The sequence below is a fragment of the Thorsellia kenyensis genome, from assembly GCF_042432445.1.
Taxonomy (GTDB): domain Bacteria; phylum Pseudomonadota; class Gammaproteobacteria; order Enterobacterales; family Thorselliaceae; genus Thorsellia; species Thorsellia kenyensis.
Map to the genome: position 1 here is coordinate 41,514 of NZ_JBHLXE010000105.1, position 25,602 is coordinate 67,115.

The 25,602-nt window shown below is 34.7% G+C and carries 21 protein-coding genes; 7 read left to right on the forward strand and 14 right to left on the reverse strand.

Translation table 11 applies throughout. The annotated features are described in order from the left end of the window. Nucleotides 1-25: 25 nt before the first annotated feature. Nucleotides 26-361 (forward strand): ISC system 2Fe-2S type ferredoxin, encoded by a 336-nt coding sequence (gene fdx, locus ACFFIT_RS10840; protein WP_385877689.1) that lies wholly within the window; start codon nucleotides 26-28, stop codon nucleotides 359-361. A 96-nt stretch (nucleotides 362-457) separates the two neighbouring features. On the opposite strand, the gene elyC is transcribed toward fdx, so the two are convergent. Together elyC and ACFFIT_RS10850 are read right to left on the reverse strand one after the other, a co-directional pair. Next, the gene (gene elyC / locus ACFFIT_RS10845; RefSeq protein ID WP_385877736.1) at nucleotides 458-1,255 is read right to left on the reverse strand and encodes an envelope biogenesis factor ElyC; all 798 of its coding nucleotides are present in this window, start codon (nucleotides 1,253-1,255) and stop codon (nucleotides 458-460) included. A gap of 16 nt (nucleotides 1,256-1,271) precedes the next feature. Next, a complete protein-coding gene (locus tag ACFFIT_RS10850; protein WP_385877690.1) occupies nucleotides 1,272-1,841 on the reverse strand; it encodes a DUF1439 domain-containing protein in 570 nt (189 codons plus the stop codon). Nucleotides 1,842-2,071: 230 nt separating this feature from the next. On the opposite strand from ACFFIT_RS10850, the gene dinG reads away from it, so the two are divergent. After that, nucleotides 2,072-4,225 (forward strand): ATP-dependent DNA helicase DinG, encoded by a 2,154-nt coding sequence (dinG, locus tag ACFFIT_RS10855; protein ID WP_385877692.1) that lies wholly within the window; start codon nucleotides 2,072-2,074, stop codon nucleotides 4,223-4,225. 144 nt (nucleotides 4,226-4,369) lie between these two features. On the opposite strand, the gene ACFFIT_RS10860 is transcribed toward dinG, so the two are convergent. The 3 genes from ACFFIT_RS10860 to mutS form a co-directional block, all read right to left on the reverse strand. Then, nucleotides 4,370-6,034: an alkaline phosphatase gene (locus ACFFIT_RS10860; RefSeq protein WP_385877693.1), complete on the reverse strand. Its 1,665-nt coding sequence runs from the start codon at nucleotides 6,032-6,034 to the stop codon at nucleotides 4,370-4,372. Nucleotides 6,035-6,388: 354 nt separating this feature from the next. Beyond that, nucleotides 6,389-7,264 carry an AEC family transporter gene (locus ACFFIT_RS10865; RefSeq protein ID WP_385877694.1) on the reverse strand — a complete coding sequence of 292 codons (876 nt, stop codon included), beginning with the start codon at nucleotides 7,262-7,264 and terminating at the stop codon, nucleotides 6,389-6,391. A gap of 261 nt (nucleotides 7,265-7,525) precedes the next feature. Continuing rightward, entirely contained in the window at nucleotides 7,526-10,162 is a 2,637-nt protein-coding gene (mutS, locus tag ACFFIT_RS10870; RefSeq protein WP_385877695.1) for a DNA mismatch repair protein MutS, read from the reverse strand. Between the two features lie 1,564 nt (nucleotides 10,163-11,726). Between mutS and ACFFIT_RS10875 the strand changes: the two genes are divergently transcribed. From ACFFIT_RS10875 to ACFFIT_RS10885, 3 genes are all read left to right on the forward strand, one after another. Continuing rightward, a complete protein-coding gene (locus ACFFIT_RS10875) occupies nucleotides 11,727-12,077 on the forward strand; it encodes a DUF4277 domain-containing protein (protein ID WP_385877696.1) in 351 nt (116 codons plus the stop codon). 17 nt (nucleotides 12,078-12,094) lie between these two features. Continuing rightward, nucleotides 12,095-12,637 carry an IS1634 family transposase gene (locus ACFFIT_RS10880; RefSeq protein WP_385877737.1) on the forward strand — a complete coding sequence of 181 codons (543 nt, stop codon included), beginning with the start codon at nucleotides 12,095-12,097 and terminating at the stop codon, nucleotides 12,635-12,637. Between the two features lie 136 nt (nucleotides 12,638-12,773). Then, a complete protein-coding gene (locus ACFFIT_RS10885; RefSeq protein ID WP_385877697.1) occupies nucleotides 12,774-12,953 on the forward strand; it encodes a hypothetical protein in 180 nt (59 codons plus the stop codon). 170 nt (nucleotides 12,954-13,123) lie between these two features. Here the strand turns inward: ACFFIT_RS10885 and ACFFIT_RS10890 are convergent, their stop codons facing one another. The 5 genes from ACFFIT_RS10890 to ACFFIT_RS10910 form a co-directional block, all read right to left on the reverse strand. Then, complete coding sequence (locus ACFFIT_RS10890; RefSeq protein ID WP_385877698.1) at nucleotides 13,124-14,137, reverse strand: substrate-binding domain-containing protein; 1,014 nt, start codon at nucleotides 14,135-14,137, stop codon at nucleotides 13,124-13,126. 31 nt (nucleotides 14,138-14,168) lie between these two features. Further along, entirely contained in the window at nucleotides 14,169-15,152 is a 984-nt protein-coding gene (locus ACFFIT_RS10895; RefSeq protein WP_385877738.1) for an ABC transporter permease, read from the reverse strand. Nucleotides 15,153-15,237: 85 nt separating this feature from the next. Then, nucleotides 15,238-16,737 carry a sugar ABC transporter ATP-binding protein gene (locus ACFFIT_RS10900; RefSeq protein ID WP_385877699.1) on the reverse strand — a complete coding sequence of 500 codons (1,500 nt, stop codon included), beginning with the start codon at nucleotides 16,735-16,737 and terminating at the stop codon, nucleotides 15,238-15,240. Beyond that, nucleotides 16,734-18,245: a xylulokinase gene (gene xylB / locus ACFFIT_RS10905; RefSeq protein WP_385877700.1), complete on the reverse strand. Its 1,512-nt coding sequence runs from the start codon at nucleotides 18,243-18,245 to the stop codon at nucleotides 16,734-16,736. Before xylB ends, ACFFIT_RS10900 begins: the two co-directional genes overlap by 4 nt. A gap of 3 nt (nucleotides 18,246-18,248) precedes the next feature. After that, a complete protein-coding gene (locus ACFFIT_RS10910) occupies nucleotides 18,249-19,286 on the reverse strand; it encodes an NAD(P)-dependent alcohol dehydrogenase (protein ID WP_385877701.1) in 1,038 nt (345 codons plus the stop codon). Between the two features lie 163 nt (nucleotides 19,287-19,449). On the opposite strand from ACFFIT_RS10910, the gene ACFFIT_RS10915 reads away from it, so the two are divergent. Both ACFFIT_RS10915 and ACFFIT_RS10920 read left to right on the forward strand, forming a co-directional pair. Further along, nucleotides 19,450-19,974 carry a D-lyxose/D-mannose family sugar isomerase gene (locus ACFFIT_RS10915; protein WP_385877702.1) on the forward strand — a complete coding sequence of 175 codons (525 nt, stop codon included), beginning with the start codon at nucleotides 19,450-19,452 and terminating at the stop codon, nucleotides 19,972-19,974. Nucleotides 19,975-20,091: 117 nt separating this feature from the next. Next, on the forward strand, nucleotides 20,092-21,090 hold the full coding sequence (locus tag ACFFIT_RS10920; protein WP_385877703.1) for a LacI family DNA-binding transcriptional regulator: 999 nt from the start codon (nucleotides 20,092-20,094) through the stop codon (nucleotides 21,088-21,090). Between the two features lie 49 nt (nucleotides 21,091-21,139). Here ACFFIT_RS10920 and ACFFIT_RS10925 read toward each other — a convergent pair whose 3' ends face one another. From ACFFIT_RS10925 to ACFFIT_RS10940, 4 genes are read right to left on the reverse strand one after another with little or no spacing between them, the layout of a single operon-like run. Beyond that, nucleotides 21,140-21,769, reverse strand: a complete 630-nt coding sequence (locus tag ACFFIT_RS10925) for a bifunctional 4-hydroxy-2-oxoglutarate aldolase/2-dehydro-3-deoxy-phosphogluconate aldolase (protein ID WP_385877704.1) — start codon at nucleotides 21,767-21,769, stop codon at nucleotides 21,140-21,142. A gap of 9 nt (nucleotides 21,770-21,778) precedes the next feature. After that, nucleotides 21,779-22,726 carry a sugar kinase gene (locus ACFFIT_RS10930; RefSeq protein ID WP_385877705.1) on the reverse strand — a complete coding sequence of 316 codons (948 nt, stop codon included), beginning with the start codon at nucleotides 22,724-22,726 and terminating at the stop codon, nucleotides 21,779-21,781. Then, complete coding sequence (uxaC, locus tag ACFFIT_RS10935; RefSeq protein WP_385877706.1) at nucleotides 22,726-24,138, reverse strand: glucuronate isomerase; 1,413 nt, start codon at nucleotides 24,136-24,138, stop codon at nucleotides 22,726-22,728. The genes ACFFIT_RS10930 and uxaC overlap by 1 nt, the downstream gene beginning before the upstream one ends. Then, a complete protein-coding gene (locus tag ACFFIT_RS10940; protein WP_385877707.1) occupies nucleotides 24,135-25,601 on the reverse strand; it encodes a mannitol dehydrogenase family protein in 1,467 nt (488 codons plus the stop codon). Before ACFFIT_RS10940 ends, uxaC begins: the two co-directional genes overlap by 4 nt. Between the last annotated feature and the right edge of the window lies 1 nt (nucleotide 25,602).

Below are 25,602 nucleotides of genomic sequence, written 5' to 3' on the forward strand. Positions count from 1 at the left end.
TGCCTTTGAGAAGGAGATAAAGATTATGCCTAAAGTTATTTTTTTACCCCATGAAGATTATTGTATTGATGGTGCCGTTGTTGATGCAAACAAAGGTGAATCCATTTTAGATGTTGCTTTACGTAATGGAATGAATCTTGAACATGCTTGTGAAAAAGTTTGTGCTTGTACGACCTGTCATTGCATTGTTCGTGAAGGCTTTGATTCTTTAAATGAAGCGTCAGATCAAGAAGAAGATATGTTGGACAAAGCGTGGGGATTAGAACCTGAAAGTCGCTTAAGCTGCCAGGCAATTGTGGGTGATGAAGACTTAGTTGTTGAAATTCCTAAATACAGCATAAACCACGCTCGCGAACATTAATTGGATAAAATCAGTCTATTTCATCTGGTGCTTAATGCTTAATTCACTAAACAATTATCAATAAGTTTCCAGATGAACGATAATATTGGGTTTTATCTAATTGTCGTTGCCCTTAATCTTCTGCCACATCTGCCCTAAATATTCATACCAAACCCGTTCAAAATGAGAAAGATAGAGTGCTCGAGGAAACCATTTTTCATAAAAAGGTAAATCCGTTGTTATAGCTAATTGATTCGCTGGCATAGGCAGAGGATTTAAGCCTTGCGCTTTAAAAATATCAGTGGCTCGTGGCAAATGATTTGCTGATGTTACCAAAATAAATTCACTATCACCCACAATAGATTTTACTGCTAAGGCCTCTTCTACTGTGTCTCTTGGTAAATCAGCTAACACAACATTGTCTTTTAACACTCCAAGAGATAATGCAATATCTTCAGCACTTTTTGCCGCGCTTTGCTTATTTAAAGCAGCTCCTCCTGTAAATATCAATTGGCTATTAGGTATGGATAAATGGATACGAATACCTTCAACAATACGTGGTAAGCTATTATTTAATACATTAGAACTGGGTGCCCATTGAGGATTATAAGTATGCCCTCCCCCGAGCACCACGATATATTTTATGTTAGGATGTTGTGCTAATATTGTTGCCTTATCAAATGTTGCAAAAGGTGCCTCAATTTTTGAAAGTAGGGGGCTAGATACCGGTTGCAAAGACATTAATAACAGGCTTACAGTTCCTGCTGTTACTGCTATTTTTGCAAATACTTGGCTTTTCTTTAGCCAGAGTAAAACCACACCTAGCACGAGTAACAAAATTACCAAGGGTAACGGTTGAACTAATCCCCCAACTAATTTTTTTAACACAAATCCAAACGTATAGTGGCTATCCATATCTGTTATCATCTCTTTATCGCCCAAAAAATATAGTGACAGTACCAGGTGTGACATTAATGCCTGTTCCGTAACGATAGGCAAACCATTCTTTAATACTTTTATCTGGGTTCAAATCATAAACTGGATTGTCAGCAAAATAAGTACTTAATGCCTCAGACAAAATAGGTTGGAGAAGTGGCATAACTCTGTTCACACGATTAGACTCAGTCTTCGCATCAATAATTTCGATAGATTTGACATAAATTGCTTTTTTATCTCGTTCGAAATAAGGGGATGCACTGATTGTGAAGGTCAGTTCAGTTTGCGTATCACCAAAAAGCGAAGTAAGACTTAAATTGGCTTTGGCATTAAATTGGACTAAATTAGGCTCTCTTCTACCTACCTCGACAACCATCTCTGAAATTTTTATATTGGCTTTAGCCACATTCGGTACTTCAATATCGCGGTTAAATTTTTTGCTATCCGCCCTTTCAGTCAAATACTGATTAATTCTCTCTTCAGTCAAGTGATAGCGTAATGGATTAAAACCAAGAAAGAGTGCTAACAAGGCAACTGCAACAATAATAATTACTAATTTTTTCATTTTAAACCTTTTCTCTAAAACAATCTGGTAAACTATCTCTTAAAAGCGGATTAGGGTATAGCTTACACAAGTATGTTAAAATCTCTACAAACAATCACAAACAATCAAAGAGCCTATACTACAATAGAGGAAAAAGAGCAAACCTACAACATTTACTCTCCTAAACTTTGGTATAACTCAATTTAAACATAAGAAATTAAACATTAATAATTTCTATTTGGGAAAGTGGCATGGCATTACCTAGCGAAGTTAAAAATAATATCACGAAGTGGTACAAAGCACTTCAAAATCATATTCCTAATTTCATTTCAAGAGCCCCGCAACGAGAAATGATAGCGCATGTTGCAAATTCTCTCAATGGAGAAAATGGTCGTCATCTTATTGTAGAAGCTCCTACAGGCGTTGGTAAAACACTTTCTTATCTTATTCCAGGGATTGCGGTTGCTCAAAACCAAGAAAAGAAATTGGTCGTAAGTACCGCTAATATAGCACTTCAAGATCAGATCTTTAATAAAGATTTACCTTTAATTCAAAAAATCATCCCAGAAATAAAATTTATCGCTGTATTTGGACGAGCGCGCTATGTCTGCCCTAGAAATTTGACCTACTTATCTCCTAAAAATGATGGACAGACCGGTTTTTTAGATTTATTTGAAGATGATGAGTTTAATGTAAACCAAAATGAAGCCGAATTTTGCCTTCAGCTCTACGATAATTTAATCAAAAACAAATGGGATGGCGTTCGTGATCATCATAGCGAAAGCATTAGCGACTCATTATGGCAGAAAATGAGTACAGATAAACAAAATTGTTTGGGAAGAAACTGCTATCATTTTAGAGAGTGCCCTTTTTATCTTTCTCGTAAAGATATAGAAAATTCGGATATTATTATAACGAACCATGCCCTCGTTCTCGCGGCACTAGAAAATGAAAATACACTTCCTCCGCCAGAAAAAATGCTATTAGTACTAGATGAAGGCCATCATATAGCCGATGTCGCCAGAGGCGCTCTAGAACTGCATGCTGAAATTTCACTTTTTCAAAGTTTAAATCAACTTGATGGTTTCAGTAAAATTATCAAACAAGCGACAACTTTATTCGATCCCCCAGAAAAGCCTCCCTTATTAAAAAATATTGAACGATTTGACGATCATATAGAACAAGCTAAAGAACTTGCAGATCATTTAATGATGATATTTGATGAATATCTGCCGAATGATGAAGGTTCAAGTTCTTCTCAATCTACATTATTCAAAGAAAATAATAAAAATCAAGAGCCCTTATACATCTTTGAACTCGGCCAACTTCCAGAAGAATTTCAGTTGTTATGCCAAGCACTACAAACATCTCATAGCCGATTAGCAAGTGTAGCTGACTTTTTCCTAACATATTTCAATGAATCCAGTAATAAACTAGAACTTGCTAAAGTTCAGCGATTTCAACTTCAAATTAGTCGTTTTTTTGGTTACTTTGATAACTTAAGTCAGTTATGGCAACTGGCCTGTAAAAAGACATCTTCTAGTGCGCCAATCAGCAAGTGGTTTTCAAGAAGTGCAAATCCTCAATATATGGGATGTTATTTTCATTGTGCAGCGCTTAGGGTAAGTGATCAACTTTCTAGTATAATTTGGGACCGAATCCCCCATGCGGTAATTACTTCTGCTACATTGCGCTCTTTAAATAGTTTTCATCGTATTGAAGATCAAACCGGTTTAAATCCTGAAGCGAAAGATCAATTCATCGCACTATCTTCCCCTTTCGCTCATCACAAGCAGGGAAAAATCATTATTCCTAACATGAAAACAAGTCCTGTGATGGAAGATGAAGAAAAGCATTTACAAGAAATGTTGCGATTTTTTAATTACCAATACGAAGAATCAGGGCATAAAGCCTTTTTAGTATTATTTAATAGCCAGCGCGCGATGAAACGGTTTATTGAACTCTGTGATGCTTATCAATTTACTCTTTTAGTACAAGGAGATAAACCTCGAGCAAGACTGATAGAATTACATCAAGAAAATATAAAAAATGAGGAAAAAAGTGTTCTTATTGGGATGAGCTCTTTTTCTGAAGGACTGGATTTAAGAGGCGACTTTTTGACTCAAGTCCATATCCATAAAATCGGTTTCCCGCCTATGACAAATCCGATTATTCTTACGGAAGAGAAATGGTTGAAGAATCTTAAAAAGTCATCATTCGATTTACTTAGTCTTCCTCAAGCCTCTTTTACATTAATTCAGCAAGTAGGGCGGTTGATCAGAAGTCATGATTGTTTTGGGGAGATTGTTATATATGATAATAGATTATTAAATAAACCTTATGGAAAAAGGCTCCTTGCATCCCTACCGTCTTTTCCACTAGAGCAAGTAGATGTTCCAAATTAATTGCTGTCTCGCTAATAATGTGATGTAATTTAGCGGAGTTTGGGAATTGAAATATTTATCTCAATTCCCAAACTCATAAAATTTAAATTAACTAATCAATGCTCAGTATTCGAATGATTAAGCTTCTCCTTAAGAAATAGGGTATCAATTAATCAAACTGATGACTTTAGAGCTAACAAACCATTTTTCTCCATTAAAAACATTCACCCCATCAGACTCTACCATCGTATCATTCAGCCAAACTTCACTTTTGTTACGTGGAATACGTAAGGTTTGATTATTTTTAGTCACCACTAATACAGGATTTTCTGCATCTGATTCATCAAGGATGATGGTTGCTTTTTTCTCAAGAAATGCAGATTGAGCATCAACAAAAAGAGTTTCTGTTGCCTTATCTAAATCAACATCAATCGAACGAGCCATAAATTTAGCTACATCAGTGTTATCAACCAGTCCTTTTAAGAGTGTTCCTCTTGGATCATAACTATACAACACAGTATCTTCACCTGTGTGCCCATTTGTGGTGAAACCTATTTTAGCTCGTTTAGCTAAGATAGGACCAACAGCATAATTGATCTGGCCCTTTTTAGCTTTTAATATAGATTCAATTTCTTGATTTGTTAAATCAGTGACTCCCAACCATTCTTGAGCTAAGCGACGTACTTCATTCCCCATTGTCTCTACAGACCCACCCTCTCTATTTGCTGGAAGTTTTTCTTCAAATCCTTCGCCCGTAACTAATGCTGCTTTTAAAGGAGTGACAAATTCTGTCCATGATGTTTTATCATAGTTTTCACTCGTGTCTCTATTTCCAATAGATATTCCTGAATTTCCATGATCTGAAACTGAAATCAATAACGTATTACCATCTGCCTTTGCGTAAGTAAGCGCCTTTGCTACGGCTTTATCAAACGCTGCTATTTCACTGATCATACCAATAGGATCGTTAGCATGCGCAGACCAATCAATTTTAGATCCTTCAATCATTAAAACAAATCCATCCTCATCTTTAGATAAAGTTTTGATTGCAACATCGGTCATCTCTTCTAAAGCAGGTTCAAGGCGAGAATCTCTATCGATATCGTTTGATATAGCTGTATGTTCAGGAGTTTTACCAAATACACCGACAAGCCTTTTACCCTCAAAATTCTTTAATGCCTCAGTCGAATCAACAAATGAGTAACCTTTTTTTATGAGAATTTCTTTCATATCTTCATTATCTTTACGTATGTCAGCGCGCAAATATTTAGTTCCACCACCCAAAATAACATCTAAATGATTGTAAACCATTTGCTCTGTTAGGTTATCATAACTTTTACGTGACGGGTCATGGGCGGTAAAATCAGCAGGAGTTGCATGCATGAATTCACTCGTACTGACCACTCCTATCGCTTTACCTTTTAATCTGGCTGCCTCTAAAATTGTAGCGACCGGTCTAAGCGCTTCATCTGATGATCTTGTTGAAGATAAAGAATAAACTTTACCAGTGCTTGCAATGTTGCCACTTTGTGACTTCCATCCTGTTGAAATTGCTGATCCTGCAGGCGCTGAATCAGCAATTGTACCATCTGAACTCCAAGTGCTCATCAAACCAACTGCAAGAGGATCTAAAGTCAGAGGAGCACCATTATATAGTCGGGTTAATGTAGTACCAGATACACTCATACCATCTGGAATCATAATTATAATATTTTTAACAGGTTTGATGTCATCTGCTGAAAAAGCGGAACATGAGATCCCTAAAATTGAGCCTGTAAATAACACATTTTTGACTAAAGCAACTGCTTTTTTAATTTTGAATTTATTCATCAACATATTTTTTCCTTTTAAAAGTATGATGCCTTTAGTTAAATAAAATACTGAGAAATAGTTTATTCACGTTAAAAGCGATTGAATCAGATTGAAACATACTTTTATAATAGAAAAGAAATATGGCAAATTAATGACATTAATATGTCATTTTTGTTACGTTATGATTTCACTTATATGACAACATAAATGTCACTGGGAAAATAATTGATTGAGTGATCGAGTGATATTAAACCACAGTATCTGTACACTTTTAATAAAGTTCAAATGCCCTAATGTAGCATGTGAGATAATTTAGAAAATATTTTGTCTGTAATTTGCTGTCAGTTAAACATAAAATGAATATATAAAAATTTAAATACATTCAAAATAAACTAAAGCACCTATATACAGAGCAAGTAAAACAAAACTGATAAGTGTGCTACTTGCTATTATCTTTGCGCTTTTACCAGTTTTTAAAAACTGAGTTTCAAGCACAACAACATAAGCTGCAGGAGGAAGAAAACACAATAAATAAAGTACTGCTATGTTTCTAGTGATTAAGTCAATTGATTGCCAGTAAGAAAAGAGAATTAATCCTGTGATAAAAAAAGCTAAGGCTAAAGTCCTCATCCAAAAAAAATAAAATGACCTTTTAACATCATCCCAATTCAGCTTAGTATTAATTAACCAAGCCCCTAATATCATCATCCCTAAGGCACTCATCAAAAATTTCATTCCTATATAAGGCCATAAAGTCATCTGCATTAATGGTTCTTTGAAAGGAATGAGAGTAATGCCTACTAATATAGCCCAGATATGAGGCGCTTTTAATAATTTCACCACCTTTGATTGCCAGGTAAGCTTTGAAGAAAATAGAGTAACACTGGCTAAATTTGCTTGAATAGAGCTCCCAACATAAAAAGCTAAAATAACAGATGCAGGTTCATTACCAAATATAGCATGAGCTAAAGGCAGAGCTAACCAACCTATATTAAGGTAGCAAAAACAGAGCTCTTCAACTGGGTCTTTAGTTAATCGTTTTGCTAGCTGCAGCATGAAGGCCATTATCAAAAAACTGGCAACTATGATGACAAAAAAATCATGTTCACTCGCAAATATGTTGTAAATAATCACGAGTGGAATAACAATTTTAGACAACAACGTGGACGCTTGCTTCTTAAAATCTACCCCCATCCTTGACAGAAACATACCAATAATTAAATATAAAAAAGGAAGAAGTACTGTCATGGTGAATTTATCTCCATAGATAAAGATCAAAACAATATAATCGAGTAAGCAACTCCAGACATATTATTATGGCTAAAATAAGTAGTTAGTACTCAACTGTTTAAAAAAGAAAGACTTAAAACTATAATTCACGTTAATCATAATATAAAAAAGTGACTAGCCTTTTGACTTTAAACAATATTTTAAAAAGCTTATTGCATTTAAAAATTTTTCTTATCTGAGCATGGATTGCTAGTAGAATGTCCCAATCTATTACTTTTATTAGATATCATTAGCTTTATTCTGTAAGTCATACAAAAATTCTAATGCCATCTTAGGTGTCAAATCATCTAAATTGGCAGTTTTAATTTGATCTATCAGTTCAGTTAGCTCTTGCGTAAATACTACATGATTTTCCTCATCCCCATATTGTTCAATATCATTTGTTATATTCAGTGGCAATTGCTCTTCAGTGGTTTGATAAAGAGAGACTCTTTGAGCTGTAGATTCTAACTCACGTAATTTTTTCTTAGCTCGTTTGAGAACATCTTTAGGTAGGCCAGCTAGCATAGCAACAGCAATACCATAACTCTTACTTGCAGCACCCGCTTCAACTTGATGCATAAAAACAATGTTTTCTTTGTGTTCTTTGGCCGCTAAATGGTAGTTTTCAATCGTTGGTATAAATTGAGGTAGTTGGGTTAATTCAAAATAATGAGTAGCAAATAAAGTCCAAGCTTTAATATTTAAGGCAAGCGATTCTGCACAAGCAAATGCTAACGAAAGTCCATCATAGGTTGATGTTCCTCGTCCAATTTCATCCATCAAAACTAAACTTTTTTCAGTAGCATTATGCAAGATATTAGCCGTTTCCGTCATTTCCACCATAAAGGTAGAACGACCAGACGCTAAATCATCTGATGCACCGACTCTAGTAAAAATTTTATCTATCGGGCCTATCTTTGCTGATTTAGCTGGCACAAAGCTACCAATATGAGCTAATAAAACAATCAGAGCTGTCTGTCTCATATAAGTGCTTTTTCCGCCCATATTGGGGCCTGTAATAATACGCATTCTTTTTTGCGCATCAAAATATAAATCATTAGGAATAAATGGCGTACTGAGCACTTGTTCAACTACAGGATGCCTTGCGCCAATAATTTCCAAACCTTCACTGTCTTGTAAATGAGGTTTTACATAGTCTAAAGTAAATGCGCGTTCGCTTAGATTACAAAGTACATCTAACTCTGAAATTAGCTCAGCACTTTTTTGAAATTGAGACAGAAAAGGCATAAGCGAATCGATAATAAATTCATACAACTGTTTTTCAATGGCTAGTGACTTACCCTTTGAAGATAAAACCTTATCCTCATACTCTTTTAGCTCAGGGATAATGTAGCGTTCAGCATTTTTTAACGTTTGCCGACGGATATAGTGCATAGGAACTTTTTCACTTTGTCCTCTACTGACCTGAATAAAATAACCATGCACAGCATTGTAACCCACCTTTAACGTGTCAAGCCCTAGTGCTTCTCTTTCTCTTATTTCTAGTTTATCAAGATAATCCGTAGCACCTGCTGATAATGCACGATACTCATCGAGCTCAGCATGATATCCATCCGCAATAACTCCCCCATCCCTTACTAAAACAGGAGGAGAATCTACGATCGCATCATTCAATAATTTGCCTACTGCATCAAACCCGATAAATGCCTCATTAAATCGATTAAGTTTCTCTCCATTTATAGACGCTAATAAGCCATGAATTTTTGGAAATAGAGCAATTGCTTCCCTTACTCTAACTAAATCCCTTGGACGAATAGTTCTTAATGCTAATCGAGCATAAATACGCTCAAGATCTCCAATTTGTCTGAGCCACTGGCTCAATTCATCAGTAAAAGGTTGTAAGGTCGATATAATGCTTTGTCTTAAAAGTAACGTTTCCTTTTTTCGAGTTGGGGCGTGCAACCACCGTTTTAGCATACGACTTCCCATCGCGGTTGAGCATTTATCTAAAACAGAAGCAAGAGTATTTTCATATGTACCTGATAAATTAACTGTAATTTCTAGATTTTTGCGTGTAGCGGCATCAAGCAAAACCTCATCTTCTAATTTAAGAAGAATAATAGAATGGATATGAGGTAAAGAAGCCCTTTGGGTATCTTTAACATATTGTAATAAAGCGCCGGCTGAGCTTATAAACGACTGGGTTTCATCAATACCAAATCCAGATAAATCTTGTGTTCCAAAATGTTGATTAAGCGTGAGTACAGCTGTTTTTAGATCAAATTCCCATTGAGGCCGCCTTCTCGGAGCTTTAATAGTTACCCCGATAAAATCTAGCGTAAAGTCTTCAGGATAGAGTAATTCAGCAGGAGATAGTCTTATAATTTCCGCTCTTAGTTCATCTAGTCCAGTAAGCTGCATAACAATAAAACGTCCAGATGTCATATCTAATGTTGCAAGGCCAAATTGAGCTTCTATCTCTTTAGTTCTTTTTTGAAGGGGATTAATTGCAACTAGCAGATTATCTTTTTTATCTTCAAGTAATGCTTCATCAGTAATCGTTCCTGGTGTGACTATACGTGTCACTTTTCTTTCAACAGGCCCTTTGCTAGTAGCAGGATCACCTATTTGTTCGCAAATCGCAACGGATTCACCTAAAGCAACTAATTTAGCAAGATAATTGTCGGCTGCATGATAAGGAATTCCAGCCATGGGTATCGGCTCACCATTACTTGCTCCCCTTTTAGTAAGAGATAAATCAAGTAGAGCAGCTCCTCTCTTGGCATCGTCATAAAACATCTCATAAAAGTCACCCATTCTATAGAACAGCAATTCATTCGGGTGTTCAGCTTTTATCGACAAATACTGACGCATCATCGGAGTATGCTGAGAAAAATCTTCTTTGTTAATCATTAGGTTATTACCATTTAAAATATCTATGTTTAGTTAATTGTTTTTTATTTTTTTGAACTCATAAATTGCCACAAAAAATGTAAGCGTGTAGAGCTTAACATGGATAGCTTCATTTATTTCAGCACTAAATTGATCATAATACGACTAGTTTATACTCGTACATAAAAATTTTTTATCCAATAGGGTTGTACTATCACAACCACAAATTCGAAAAATATCTAACTTATCGCATATAAAGTCTGCATATGATAAAAGCAAATAAAGCAAACAAGTCAGATAAAATTTAGTATAAAAAAGTCAGTTACGCTGATTAATAAATCAAAATTTTAAAATATCGTTTTGATAGATATCGAACATGCAAGCCCATTCAAATTAAAAATATTATTTTAATAATACAATCTTAATGATTTCCCTTGAAGATCTCAGTTGTACTATAATCGAACAATAAATATCTGGAAATAGATATACTATATTAAGTCATCATAAACTAAAAAAATACTTTTAATTTGAAATATCACAGTTAAATAATGCGCATATAGAGATAATTTAAAACAGCCACCCGCTTCATAAATATAAACATCCGATGGTATGTTGTGAAATAAAGCATTAGATGGCTTGCATATTGTATTAAGTCGCTGGTAGGCTAACTAGTATAGACTAGCAAGAGTAGGTATTAATTCAGACCTATCTGTAATAGTTATGTTATGAATATTTATGCAAAGATTAACATTATTACAAAATATCAGCACTATTGATAAATTTAGGGGGATATAGGAAAAAATACACACGTATTCGTATTGATTTTCCTAAAAATATTGTCTAAGTTTTTGCCATATTGAAAAGACTATTTTTGTTAAAGCCTTAGAACGTACAACGTACATAGTTCATTAAATTTTATAATGTTTGTCAGAATTGGTCAAAATAATAAGCGTAATATTTTTTTAACCTATTATTTTAATAAACATTAAAGTTTTTATTCTTCATCCGTTGGAGTATATTGCATACTAGTGTCCCCTATAGCCTCGTAGCATTTAAAGGACCTAGCCCTAGAAGAAATGACTTCAGTAATTAATTTTAATATGCTATGGTTCGTTGAGGTTTCAGTTAATTTTTCTCTTCCTAAATCAATGCATTAAACTTTTTAGAACGTACTAACAACACGGCACTTTCTGCTAATGCTTTATTCTTCTTTTTAGCTCAGCCTCTGGCGTATTATTTACTTCCTTTAGTGTTTTAAGTAAGCAATTTATTTATTATTGTTTTTCTGTTCTTAACTCTTAATAAACTTCCTTTCTCAAGACTAAAGTTGATGTTCAAAAATACCTTTCATTCGACACCACTGACTGAGTTCCACGCAAGCTAAAGCATTGGATGGTGATATCGCTGATGATTTTGCATCAGCTGACAACTGTTTACCATGTGTAGATTTTTATTATTTACTTTTAAGTAATGATAATCACACATTCCGCTGTTCAAAAAATTATTAATTGAAAAGTATTTTTGTGAACTGCATTACGATATTTAATTAAATTATTGATATTATTATAAAAAATAATTAATCATAATGGCAATTCCCGATATGATTATGGCCATTTTGGATTGGTTGCTGATTTTATTAAACAGATTGGGTTGGTTGACTATATTGATCGCGTTACTCCTAATAACTAAGCCTTGTGATGTCAGTCATGGTCAAGTAATTGCAGCGATGTTGCGTAATTCGCTAGGATTTCATTCTCATGCTCTCTACTTAGTCCCCGAATACTTTGCTGATAAACCTATTGATTTACTTATTGCGCCTGGGATCTATAGTGAACATTTGAACCATGATGTGCTGGGCCGAACCTTTTATGCCGTATTTGATTATGGCGTCTCTTCTTCTACAATGAACTTGCGATTAAAACGCTTAACACTCTAAAAATTAACCCTAAAGCGATCAATCTCGACTTAACTAGGTCCCATGTCGATGGCACTGCTTACAATAACAACACGCCTGATGATAGAGATAAATTCATCCGCATTGTTCAAGGATATAGTCGAGATCATAGGCCTGAACTCAACCAAGCAATTCTGACTTTAATAACCGAAAATCAAGCTGAGATCCCAATCGATTTGGAAGCACTCAGTGGCAATGCTGAAGATAAATCGACTTTCCACGATATCATTAAATCTCAGCTAGATTCATTAAAAGCTGCAGAGAATAATCAATATTTAATCGCTGATTCAGCGCTTTACACTAAAGCGACTATTCAGTCTTTGCATGAGAAAAATCGATACTTTATTACGCGTGTGTCGTCAGTTTCAAATGACGCCAAAGCGGTCAGTAACCGACCAGACTTAGCCGCTTTTATGCCTATTTGTGACGGATATGAAGGATATTACACAGACAGCAATTATGCAGATGTTCCGCAAAAGTGGCCCGTAATCCACTCTCAAGCTGTACGAGAACGTGCACTCAAAACTTTTGCTATGGGGTAAAGTTAACGAGAATTTTTTTAGATTCTGCCATCATAATTTAGTCTCCTATCTCTTATTATTATAACTAAAGATGATTACAGGAAAATGATACCACTATAGGCGAGCGAGGGGCAGATTCTTAAAAGCTCCTTAATTCATGACCTCATCTTTTATTGTTAAAAAACCAAGCCGCATAAAAGCATTATTCTTTTTAATGACTACAGTACTCATGATTTATGCTGGTCTAGATCATCAAATCAGAACTAAACTCAAAGGGAATAAGAAAAGCATCACGAATAGTATGAAGAAACAAACAGATAATCCTAATAATCGGTAATTATTATTCCAAACAAGATACGATAAGACAGAGCTTATATTTGAAATACTATATTAATAAATCTTTCTGCTATTTTAAAAAGCAATTTTTTTTATGAAAAACCTATTTATAATGAACGAAAATAGTACATTATAAATAGGTAACTTAGGATTATAATTTTAGATTAGTTTTTAATTCCTTGATTTTAATAACTGATCTGCATTTTCTGAAGTAACAACAGTCCATGGAATAGAATAGGTTTTATCCTTTCCTTCATTCCACTGGAGCTGTTCTGCATACTGTTTCCAAATTTCAGATTGTGGTTCATAGTTTTCTCCTAACACTGCCTTCAATGCAATATCAATTGAGCCTTGCATTTGACCATTAGCATCCTGTAATATAGAGACCATTTCACCCTCTTTAACTGCGCGAATTGCATCAGAAACACCATCTACGCCTGCAATTGAAAAATCTTTCACATTTAAGCCTGCAGCTTTAATCGCTTCAATTGCACCCAATGCCATCTCATCATTTTGAGCAATAACACCATCAATCTTCCCTTGGTGTTTTTGCAACCAGTTTTCCATTAAAGGTAATGCTTCAGCCCTTGACCAATTAGCTGTTTTTCGTTCAAGGATTTTAATTTTGTCTGGGCCACATTCTGCAATAGCTTTTTCATTACCTTCACCACGTTGAATTTCACCACTACCACCTTTAGGGCCTTCTAAAATAACTACGTTTCCTTCGCAATTCATTTTTTCAAGTACAGCTTTAGCCTCCATGTATCCGCCTAAAACATCATCTGAGACAACCTCAGCAGTCATCTTATCTGTATTTAAACGGGCATTAGTTACAATAACCGGTATATTGGCTTCATTCGCCATCGTTACTACATCAATATTAGCTTCAAAATCCATAGGATTAATAATAATTGCATCTGTTTGTGTTTGAATAGCAGTTTCAGCTTGATTATTTTGTACCAACGCATCATATCGGCCATCATAAACAGTAATTACTGCATCGCCACTTTTAACAGCAGGATGTTCTTTAGCTGATTTTTCCATTAATTGTACAAATTCAGCTTTCATACCATACATCAATATTGCTATTTTCACTGGTTTCTCAGCAGCAAGAGCCATCTGAGTTACAGAACTCCCCAAGAACATTGATGCTGTTAATAAAGCAATTTTAGTCATTTTTTTCATATTAAAGCTCCTAAATTATAATAATTTAATACTAATCACGACTACTTTTACGTGAAGAGTCTATGAGTACAGCAACTACGATTAAAACACCTTTTAAAATTTGTTGATAATATGAGGTAACCCCTAGTAAATCCAGGGCATTACTGAGAACACCAATAATGAGGATTCCAAATAAAGTACCTACCAAAGAGCCAGTCCCTCCAGACATACTTGTACCACCTATAACTACTGCAGCGATTGCATCAAGTTCATATGCATTGCCAGCATCTGTTTGTGCGGAACCTGTTCGAGCAGCTAAGATTATTCCAGCAATCCCGGCTAATGCACCACAAAGGGTATATACCAAAATTTTAATTTTATTTACATTGATTCCTGAAGTTCTTGCGCTTTTAGGGTTACCTCCCACTGCATAAACATAACGCCCAAATTTTGTTTTATTTAATAAAATCCAAGCAGAGATAAACACAAATACTAAAATTAAAACTGGAACAGGAATGCCCATTACATGTCCTTTACCTATCCATCTAAAATTTTCATTTAATTGAGACACTGGATTACCATCTGTGGACAGTAGCGTTAAACCTCTTGCAGCTGATAGCATGCCCATGGTCACAATAAATGGCTGTAGCTTAAATCGCGATAAAATAGTTCCATTGATTAGTCCACAGATAGTACCTATACCAAGAGCAATAATAATCGGCAATGCGATTGCATCTACAGTTCCAGTCCAGGAAAGTCCTGTATTTGTTGTAGCAAACCTAGCCGCAACAATACTACTTAAAGCAAGTACAGATCCAACAGATAAGTCAACTCCTGCTGTAATAATCACGAAGGTCATTCCAATTGCTAGAATTCCATTGATAGAGAGTTGTCTGAGTACTATCAACATATTGCCTTGACTCAAAAAATAGTTATAATCCCACTTTCCCCTTAAAATTTGAATTTCTCCAATTATTGTTACAATAATGCACAATGCAAAAAAAGCTATTATTATCCCATAACGCTGTATGTTCATCCGCTGAAATAAGTTCGGTATATGCCCTTCTAGGTTTTTATTTATGCTATTCATGTAAATTTCTCTTTAGTTTAATAAGTAACAATTAAACGGCTAATCTCATCAGCTCATTCTGATTAGTTGTTTTAGTTTCGAGTTCCCCTACAATTTCCCCATCCTTAAATACAATTATTCTATCGCTCATTCCAATAATTTCTGACAGTTCAGAAGAAACCATGATGATCCCTTTACCTTTAAGTGCAAGTTCTGACATAAATTTGTATATTTCTTTTTTAGCCCCCACATCCACTCCCCTTGTAGGCTCATCAAGAAGTAAAACTGTAGGTTCAATAAGCGCCCAACGACCTAAAACAACTTTTTGCTGATTTCCACCACTTAAATTACCAACCGGTTGATCTGCATCAAGGGTTTTAACATTAAATAGCTTTATGATATCTTGGGCTCTTTTTTCTTCTAATTCCTTACTTACAAATCCATTTTGGCTGACAACATCTAAAGACGCGATATTAATATTTTCTCGTATGGATCTACCTAACATTAAACCTGTTTCTTTACGATCTTCGGTTAAATACGCTATACCATTTTTTATTGCTGAGCTAGGTGATATGTTATTTAATTTCTTATTCTTAATGATTATTTCACCATAACTTGGCTTTTCAATACCAAATATTAGATCTAAACACTCTGTTCTTCCTGAACCCACTAAACCGTAAAATCCTAAAATTTCTCCCTTTTTTAATTCAAAGGATATTGATTTAATTTTTTTATCCCAACTAAGGTTTTTAACCTCTAAAATCACTTCATCAGTAGGTTGATTAAATTTTGCAAATTCATCTTTAATTTCTCTACCAATAATTAACTCTATGAGTTTTTCACGATTTATAGAATCAATAGCACCCTCTGTTATATATTGGCCATCTCTGAAAATAGTATAGCTATCTGCAATTTGAAAAATTTCAGATAATCGATGTGAAACATAAATTACACCTTTACCTAGATCAGCAAGCTTTTTTAATGCACTAAACATTTTTTGAGCATCTTCTTCTCCAATCGCAGATGTTGGTTCATCCATAATAATAATGTCCGCCTTGTCATGAGATAAGGCCTTTGCTATTTCAACAAGTTGTTGTTCTGCAACACTCAAATAACGCATTTTTTCTGTTGGCGATATATCAAAATCTAAATCATCCAATAGGGTTTGAGTAAGAAGATTTAGCATCTTAAAATCTACTAGTCCTTTTTTAGTGGGTTCTCTCCCTAACCAAATATTTTCAGCAACAGTCAGGTCTGGTATGGCACTCAATTCTTGTTGAACTATTGTTATTCCTGCATCCATCGCTTCTTTTGCTGATTTAAACGAATGTTTTACTCCATTAATAAGTATTTGGCCTTCATCAGGCTCAATAAATCCCATTAATATACTTAAAAATGTTGATTTTCCTGCTCCATTACCACCACATAGTGCATGAATAGATCCTCTTTGCAGAGTGAATTCTCCATTTTTCAGCGCAAGCACTTTACCGAATTTTTTACTTACGCCCTTAATTTGTAATAAGGGCAAATCGTTATCTAATAGGGGCTTCATACAGTAACCTCAGGAAAATTATGTTTTAATAGTTTCAAATAATTTTGATACAATTTGGCGTAACTCTCTGATAATTCTTTATTTGGAAAAATCCTTGACGTCTCGTCTAAAGTTACATATTTATCTGTCAGCGCTTTTAATTGGTTGAATTCATTTAGATTTTCATCAAACGTATCACACCATACAGCTTGTATAGCAGCGCCTAATGCTGCAGCTTCTTCATTAATTACAGAAACAACAGGTTTTCCAGTGACATTAGCTACTATTTCTCGCCAAATTTGACTTTTTGAACCACCGCCAATAAGTCTAATTTCTTCTACTTGAATTCCCTCTCTAATGAACAATTCAATACCATATTTAAGACCATATGTAGCTGATTCTATAACAGCCCTGCATAAATTGGATTCACTCAGATTTGTAAGATCAATACCATGAATACTCCCTTTTGCAGTAGGCAAATCCGGTGTTCTTTCACCGTTAAAGAAAGGGAGAATAGTAATTCCATCTGCTCCAGGATTGGCAGAAGATATGGCGCTATTGAATTGTTCAATATCTTTTTTAAATAATTCTTGAATCGAAGATGTAGCTGATGTAACGTTCATCGTACATATTAAAGGCAACCAACCATTTGTTGAAGAACAAAACTGGGCAATCGATTGTGACTGATTTACAACAGGAGTATCAGAATAAGTAAAAATAGTGCCGGAAGTACCTAGACTCATTGTAGTAATTCCTGGTTCAATATTACCAGTGCCAATTGCAGCCATCATGTTATCCCCCCCTCCAGTTGATACTTTAGTTGAGGGATCTAAATTAAATTTCTTTGCAATTTCAGCGCTAACAGTACCTATGACTTTTTGCGCTTCACTCAATTGAGGTAAAAGCGCTAATACGTCTTGTTCGCTAGATATAGTGGCTAAAACTTCAAGGTTCCACTTTTTATCTATAACATTTAATAAGCCCGTACCTGATGCATCTCCAAACTCCATGGATAATTTTCCGGTTAACCAATAATTCAGATAATCATGAGGAAGTAATATTTTGTCTAACTTGTTCCATAATTCAGGATACTTTTGTTTAAACCACAATATTTTAGAAACCGTAAACCCAGTTTGAGGAATAATACCTAATTTTTTAAATGCACTTGATTGTCCCCCTAAACATTCAATCAACAATTCATTTTGAATGACTGTTTCCGTATCACACCATAACTTTACTGGAGCTATAACATTTCCATCGACATCTAGGGGAACAAACCCATGCTGTTGACCTGAAATGCCAATAGCTCTGATACGCCTTGAATCAATTTTATTTCGAGTTAACACTTCATTAAAAGCTTCAGAAAATGCAGTTGTCCACCACTCTGCAAGTTGCTCTCTTTTTCCATTTGTATCAGAAATAATTTGATGGGGAGCACTTGCTTGTCCTAAAATTCGCTCATTTTGCGTATCAAGAACTAAAACTTTTGTGCTCTGAGTTCCGCAGTCAACGCCTAGGTAAAGAGTCATAGATTACTCCATTTCCAGAATGATTTTAACATCAGAACCCAAGCCTTTAGCTGCTCTTTCAAAAGCTTCTATACTATCTTTAAATTTATATCTTGCACTAATCAAAGGGCCTACATTTAATTTTTTAGCAGCAAGTAACCGAATGGTTCTTGGATACATATTTGCGTATCGAAAAATGGTTTTAAATGTTATCTCTTTTGCTTGAGCAGATACAATATCCACAGGAACAGGATCTATTGGCATACCTACTAGAACTATAGTTCCACCAGGAGCAACGTGTTGCGTAACTTTTTTTATTACAGCAGCTGCTCCTGAGCATTCAAATAGTACGTTGACCCCTTCCTTCGAAGTTAATTCTTCAACTTTTCGCTTTAATTCCTCAGAATTATTACTATTTATTGGATGTAAACCTGGATATTTATTCGCTACATTCAATTTTTCATCAAAAATATCGCATATGATCACATCTGAACAACCACCCGCTAAAGCACAAAGTGCTGTAATTATTCCAATTGGGCCAGCACCAAATACAAGACCAATATCGCCTGGCTTTATATTTGCTTTTGTTGCAGATTGCATACCAATAGCAAGAGGTTCGACTAATGCCCCTTCCTCAAAAGAGACATTATCAGGTAACTTAAAAGTGAAGGCAGCCGGGTGAATCACTGAATCTCTTAGACAACCATCAATCGGAGGCGTAGCCCAAAATCTTACCTCAGGATCTAAATTATAAATCCCTGCCATTGTTTGACTTGAATTCATATTAGGAATGCCTGGCTCCATGCAAACCCTATCACCTATATTGAGATGATTAACATTTTCACCTTTTGCAATAACTGTTCCCGAAGCCTCATGCCCTAAAACCATAGGAGAGTTAACAACAAAAGGACCAATCCTACCATGAGTAAAATAATGCACATCACTGCCACAAATACCAACGGTATTAATTTTAATTTCAACATCATCTGGGCCTAAAATATGATTACTATAATAATCTTGAATTTCTAACTTCCCAGTTTCTACTAGAACTAATGCTTTCATAATAACCTCTTTTATGTAATCGATTTCATTTAAGTGAAAAAATAATACTCAATTAGATTTATTTTGTATGTGATACACATCATATTTTCAAATTTCTTTTAAATAAAAATATTATTAATGTATTAAATTAATCATATTGCATGATTAAGATAAAAGGAAAACCATGAAAAATAATCATTTCATCATTAAAACACTAGAGTTTTTTGACAAAGCAAATATCATATTGAGTAATCAAGAAAAGGAAAAAATTGAAATAGCAACATTCAATCTAGATAGTTATCCGCAAACAGGACTTCAATTAATAACCTACATTAATGAACCAGAATATTGCGCAAAAGATTTGATTTTGTTTCCACATCAAACATGTCCCGAACATAAACATCCTCCTGTGGGTTCATCTTCCGGAAAAAAAGAAACATTTAGGTGTAGATATGGCGAGGTTGTGCTATTTGTTGACGATAATTCATTAACATTAGATCAACAAAAAAAATATCGGGTACCTAAAGGAGACGAAAACTGGTACACATGTGATCACTACATCATATTAAAACCTGGGGATCAATACACCATTGAACCTAATACTTTACACTGGTTTCAAGCTGGTATTGAAGGAGCTGTTATTTCCGAGTTTTCAAGCCAAAGTAGAGATGAATACGATATTTTTACTGATCCTAGGATTATACGATGACACTAGAAAAACATGTAGTATAAATTTTTCTAAAATATGTCCTCTATTCTTCCAAATCATGATAAAATAACATTAAGATAAATGTTATGTTTCATTGAGACTTTCTTAGGAGATATTTTGGCTAATTATCGTATAAATAAAGTTACATTAGATAATGTGGCCCAATTAGCGAATGTCAGTAAGGTGACTGTATCTAGAGCTTTTTCTCAGCCAGAAAAAGTAAATCAAACAACGTTAAAAAGAATACTAGATGCTGCTGAAAAAGTAGGCTATGTTGTCAATACCGCAGCTAGAAATCTGAGAGCTAAATCATCTAAGACAATAGGTATTGTAACACCAGATCTTTCTAATCCTTTTTTTAGTCACTTAGCCAAGTTCATGACTGAAGAAGCCCATCAAAATGGTTATGATACTCTAATTTTTGATTCCTATGAATCCATTCATAATGAACAAAATATAATCGATAAATTAATTGGTTATGGCGTTGACGCCATTATTCTCGCAGTAGTATCCTCTGAAATTTCTTATAATCCTCCCTATTTTAAACAACTTAAAATTCTGGGAATTCCAGTCATTTTGTTAGATAGACATATTCCTGACAGCCCTTTTAGTGGTGTTTATATCGATAATATAGATTGTGGAATTCAAGTAGGTCGCTATTTGGTCAATCAAAAGGTAAAAAAAGTTACCATAATCTCCGGACCAAAAGATTCCCTTGTTGCACAAGAAAGAGTTTCCGGTATCAAAATGATATTAGAAAACTATACCAACATTGAAACTATTTTTGCGGATTTTTTGATGAATGAAGCATATCTAGCTACAGTAGAGCACTTAAAAAAAGCGAATATTCCTGATTATTTTGTGGGGTGTAACAACCAAATATCACTAGGGATTATAAAAGCATGTATTGAAAAGGGATTGATGCCCCAAAAAGACTTTTGCCTATTTAGTATTGATGAAGTTTCTCACGCTAATATTTATGGATTCAAGTTCCCTTGTATTGTTAGTGACCTTAATGAAATTGCCTGGCAAGCGATTAACATGGCTCTTAGACGAATCAATGAAGAGCTTTCTACGATAGGGAATGTCGTTGTTAGAGGTCAATTACAAATCTAAATACTATTTAATTTACTCATATTCAAATTAATCGACCTGCCTGATTTTATTATTTATTTTTTCCCAATAAAGTTACTATTGTTTTTATTTCTTGCCGTATTTTATCAAAATTTTGTTCTTTAAAGAAAATTTCATTTACCATCCAAGAACCGCCGCATGCAACCACTCTATCGATAGATAAATAAGATTGAATATTAGTTATTGTGATCCCACCAGTAGGCATAAAATAAATGTCTTGATAAGGTGCAAGTAAAGCCTTAATCATAGGAACACCCCCAGAGGCTTCTGCTGGGAAAAACTTTAGTAATGTCACATCCAGTTCTAATGCCATTTCAATCGCTGTTGGATTATTAGCACCGGGTACAATAGGTATACCTTCATTTCTACACGCATCGATGGTTCTAGGATTAAAACCAGGAGAAACAATAAAATCTACCCCAGCTTCTTTTGCTATTTTAACATCCTTACCTGTTAAAACTGTTCCAGCGCCGATTAATAGCTCAGGAAAATTATCTCTCATTATTCGAATAGATTCTGCTGCAGCCTTTGTTCTAAAAGTAATTTCAGCAACAGGAAGCCCCTCTTCCATAAGAATTTGACCTAATTTATACGCATCATCTTTATTTTCAATCACAATAACAGGAACAATTTGAAATTGACTGAGTTTCTCTTTTAACATTTTAGCCTCTTATTTTTTAATAAACTTAACACTAGGTTCAATAATTGCGCCAGGGTATTGAATTACTTGTCCTGCAACATAATTACCAAAATCACAGGCCCCTACCAAAGAGTCTCCAGAAAAAATCCCATATAAAAACCCTGCGTTAAATGAATCGCCAGCAGAAGTCGTATCGACAACATGAGGAATTTTCTCAGTTGCAACATGTTTTTTTTCTTCACCAAACTGACTTAATAAACATCCATCTGCGCCCATTTTTATCACAATTTTATCAACCCCATAATGATGGAGACGTGATAGCAAAGCATCAGTATGACACTTGCCAAATATGGCAAATTCATCTTCATCTGTTACTAATGCAATATCACACAACTTATAGATCTCTTCATACCATCCCTTAATAGTACTTATATCTAAATCACCCCATAATTTGGGTCTAAAATTTCCATCAAAAACAATTGTTACATCTTTAGCCTTTAACTTTTTCAAAAGCTCAATTAATTTTGGTTTATCTTCATCAGGTAAAATGGCAAGAGATATTCCACTTAGCAACAGATAATCTAGCTGCGCCAGTAATTCAATTCTCTTGTCATCATAAAACTCAGTAAAGAAATACTTCGCAGCCGAATCATTGCGCCAATATTGAAATGAACGCTCTCCTCTCTCATCTAACTGAATAAAATACAATCCACAGTGACGTGTCTTAGATGTAAAAACAAAATCAGTTTCTATCCCTTCCTCAACCCATTTTTCAACGAGCTTTTGACTTAAAGCATCTTCTCCAACAGCAGTCACAAAATGTACTTTCACATCTGTTTCATTGAAATTATTACGAATACAACGACTTAAATAGACCGCAGTGTTTAGTGTATCGCCACCATAAGATTGTGATACCGAACGAAAAGGCTCACCTTTTAGTTCAATCATACACTCACCAAGCATACCTATGTTTAACATCAACGGACCTCTCGATTAAAATAATTATGAGCGTTGTCATAGCATATTGACTGAATTATTTTACCCAAAAATTCAAAATCATCCGGTACTTCTTTTTCTACAATCCATTGCCCCACCATTTGGCATAAAATACGCCTAAAATATTCATGCCGCGTAAAAGATAAAAAGCTCCTTGAATCAGTAGTCATACCTATGAATTGACTCAGTAAACCTAAAGATGAGAGTTGTTGAAGCTGTCTTTGCATGCCATCTTTTTGATCATTAAACCACCACCCTGAGCCAAATTGAATTTTTCCTGGAATATTAGATTGAAAATTACCAATCATGCTTGCAATCATTTCATTATCTCTGGGATTTAAACAATAAATGACAGTTTTAGGTAGTACATTTCTCTTATCTAACTCATCTAATAATTTCGATAGTTCATACGCATAGGTTCTATCCCCTATCGAATCAAAGCCTGCATCAGCTCCTAGCTGATTAAACATCCTTGTATTATTATTCCTAATAGCTCCTATATGCATTTGCATCGCCCATCCACGAGCATGGTATTGTTCACCCAAGAAAGTATGCATTGCAGTAAAATATTGAGCCACTTCATCTTCACTTAATGATTGTTTTTTTAGAGCCTTAGTAAAGATCCTTTCTAATTCTAATTCAGAACTACATAAATGATATCTTAAAATTTCTAGTCCATGATCAGCCGCTACACAACCTAGTTCATTAAAAAAGTCTATTCTTTGAATTAAAGCATCCTTTAGACTTTGATATGAATTGATAGAAATATTTGAAGCCTCTGACAATTTATCTATATATTCAACAAAGCCATTGCGCTCAATCTTTAGCACAGGATCAGGCCGAAAACTAGGCACCATTTTGAATGCCCCATCATTAGCCGCTCCAAGTATTTGATGATATTTTAACGAAGACGTAGGGCAATCTGTTGTTCCCACCACCCTAACATTCATTTTCATTAAAATTCCTCGTGAAGAAAAATCATCCTCTTTAAGTTTTTGATTTACTCTGTTCCATATATCACCTGCATTTTTTATGCATAGTATTCCTTCGTTAATTCCAAAAGGACGATTCAGTTCCAAATGAGTCCAATGATAAATGGGATTACCAATAGTGTAGGGAATCATTTTGGCAAATGCTAAAAATTTATCTTCATCACTCGCGTCACCTGTTATTAAAGTTTCATCGATGCCAAATGTTCTCATCGCTCGCCATTTGTAGTGATCTCCTTTGAGCCATATATCAGTTAAATTTTCAAATTTAGTATCTAAAGCTATTTGCTTAGGGCTGAGGTGGGAATGATAATCATAAATAGGCATATCTTTTGCAAATTGGTGGTATAAAATTTTTGCAGGCTCGGACAGTAATAAAAAATCATCGTCTAGAAAGGTTTTCATAATTTGTACTCTTGAGTGACTAATTGTTTTACAAAGACTTTAGCTCCATGTTTATTTAACGCATTAAATAGTTTGCATAAGGTATTAACTAAAGCAGTATTTTTACCAAGATCTTGACCAAAAATTGTTGAGATGCTTAATAATGTTTCTACATATCCATCGGTAAAGCTATACTCTTGATAAATAGATTTAAATTCTTGAGATTTCGGATCTACAACATTAAATACTTCCCCGCTTTCATTAATACCTGCAACATATCTCATCCATCCTACTATAGCTAGGGCAGGTAGGATAGGAACAGTGTTTTGGGCTAAATGCCATTTAAGGCTATGTAATAGCCTTTGGGGAATTTTAAGACTTCCATCTTGAGCGATTTGCTGAGTTTGATGCTTTAGATGAGGATTTGAAAATCGTTTTATTAATGCATAGGCATAATCTATTAAAAAACCTTGATCTGTTATTTTTAATGTAGGGATCTGATATTTAATCATCAAATCTAATGTGGCTTGTCGAAAACTTTCCTCATTAATTACTTCGTCAATTGTTTTAAAACCGCCAAGAAAACCTAAATACGCAAGAAATGAATGACTGGCATTTAACATACCTAATTTCATCTCTTCAAAAGGCATAACATCCTTAACAAATTGAACACCCACTAATTCTAATTTTGGTCTTGGCTGAGCAAAATTATCCTCAACTACCCACTGACGAAATGATTCTGTCATCAAAGCACCTGGATGAGAAAGTCTGGTGATTTTGGTAAACTCATCAAAGCTTGTTTCAGTCATTGCAGGAACAATTCTGTCCACCATAGTTGAAGGAAAACAAATATGAGTGCTGATCCAGTTCGCTAAACCCGGGTCAATTTGATGAGCGAAATCAATTACCGCAATTCTAATTTTATTACCATTATTTTGAAGATTGTCACAAGATAATATGGTAATAGGAACCATATCTCTTTCATAACGAAGTTTTAATCCTGCCACGATATATCCAATCGCAGTTTGTGGTGTATGTAAATTATTTAAATCTTGAGCAATGTAGGGATTCAGTATATCAAGTCTCTGAGTCGCCTCATCAATATAATAGCCTTTTTCTGTTATCGTTAAAGAAACAATCTCTGTGTAACAATCAGCTATTTGTTCTATGATAGCCTGAGAACCATCAATTTGTGGATGTAAACATTTCACCACGCTGTCAATATTAATTACATCAGAAGAAGTCGCAGTCTGTTCTAGTATAGGATATTGATAATTACTCAGCTTTAGTGACTGAATTAAGGGTACTCCACTATACAAATTGACACCACATATTCCATAATCACTTTCACCTTTCTTGTAAAGTTCATCAAAATATCTGGCTTGGTGGGCTCTGTGAAATGCGCCAAAACCCAAATGAATTATTTTGGGTTTGAGCAATTTTTTTTGAACTTGAACCTCTGAATTCGAAGCGGTAAACGTCATT

Coding starts and splice junctions, on each gene's coding strand:
- mutS (WP_385877695.1), bottom strand. CDS start 10,162: ATGATTAACAAAGAAGATTTTTCTCAGCATACTCCGATGATGCGTCAG.
- ACFFIT_RS10885 (WP_385877697.1), top strand. CDS start 12,774: ATGACCTCATCTTTTATTGTTAAAAAACCAAGCCGCATAAAAGCATTA.
- ACFFIT_RS10940 (WP_385877707.1), bottom strand. CDS start 25,601: ATGACGTTTACCGCTTCGAATTCAGAGGTTCAAGTTCAAAAAAAATTG.
- xylB (WP_385877700.1), bottom strand. CDS start 18,245: ATGACTCTTTACCTAGGCGTTGACTGCGGAACTCAGAGCACAAAAGTT.
- dinG (WP_385877692.1), top strand. CDS start 2,072: ATGGCATTACCTAGCGAAGTTAAAAATAATATCACGAAGTGGTACAAA.
- elyC (WP_385877736.1), bottom strand. CDS start 1,255: ATGGATAGCCACTATACGTTTGGATTTGTGTTAAAAAAATTAGTTGGG.
- ACFFIT_RS10850 (WP_385877690.1), bottom strand. CDS start 1,841: ATGAAAAAATTAGTAATTATTATTGTTGCAGTTGCCTTGTTAGCACTC.
- uxaC (WP_385877706.1), bottom strand. CDS start 24,138: ATGAAAACCTTTCTAGACGATGATTTTTTATTACTGTCCGAGCCTGCA.
- fdx (WP_385877689.1), top strand. CDS start 26: ATGCCTAAAGTTATTTTTTTACCCCATGAAGATTATTGTATTGATGGT.
- ACFFIT_RS10860 (WP_385877693.1), bottom strand. CDS start 6,034: ATGAATAAATTCAAAATTAAAAAAGCAGTTGCTTTAGTCAAAAATGTG.
- ACFFIT_RS10900 (WP_385877699.1), bottom strand. CDS start 16,737: ATGAAGCCCCTATTAGATAACGATTTGCCCTTATTACAAATTAAGGGC.
- ACFFIT_RS10915 (WP_385877702.1), top strand. CDS start 19,450: ATGAAAAATAATCATTTCATCATTAAAACACTAGAGTTTTTTGACAAA.
- ACFFIT_RS10890 (WP_385877698.1), bottom strand. CDS start 14,137: ATGAAAAAAATGACTAAAATTGCTTTATTAACAGCATCAATGTTCTTG.
- ACFFIT_RS10910 (WP_385877701.1), bottom strand. CDS start 19,286: ATGAAAGCATTAGTTCTAGTAGAAACTGGGAAGTTAGAAATTCAAGAT.
- ACFFIT_RS10925 (WP_385877704.1), bottom strand. CDS start 21,769: ATGTTAAAAGAGAAACTCAGTCAATTTCAAATTGTTCCTGTTATTGTG.
- ACFFIT_RS10895 (WP_385877738.1), bottom strand. CDS start 15,152: ATGAACATACAGCGTTATGGGATAATAATAGCTTTTTTTGCATTGTGC.
- ACFFIT_RS10875 (WP_385877696.1), top strand. CDS start 11,727: ATGGCAATTCCCGATATGATTATGGCCATTTTGGATTGGTTGCTGATT.
- ACFFIT_RS10865 (WP_385877694.1), bottom strand. CDS start 7,264: ATGACAGTACTTCTTCCTTTTTTATATTTAATTATTGGTATGTTTCTG.
- ACFFIT_RS10930 (WP_385877705.1), bottom strand. CDS start 22,726: ATGTTAAACATAGGTATGCTTGGTGAGTGTATGATTGAACTAAAAGGT.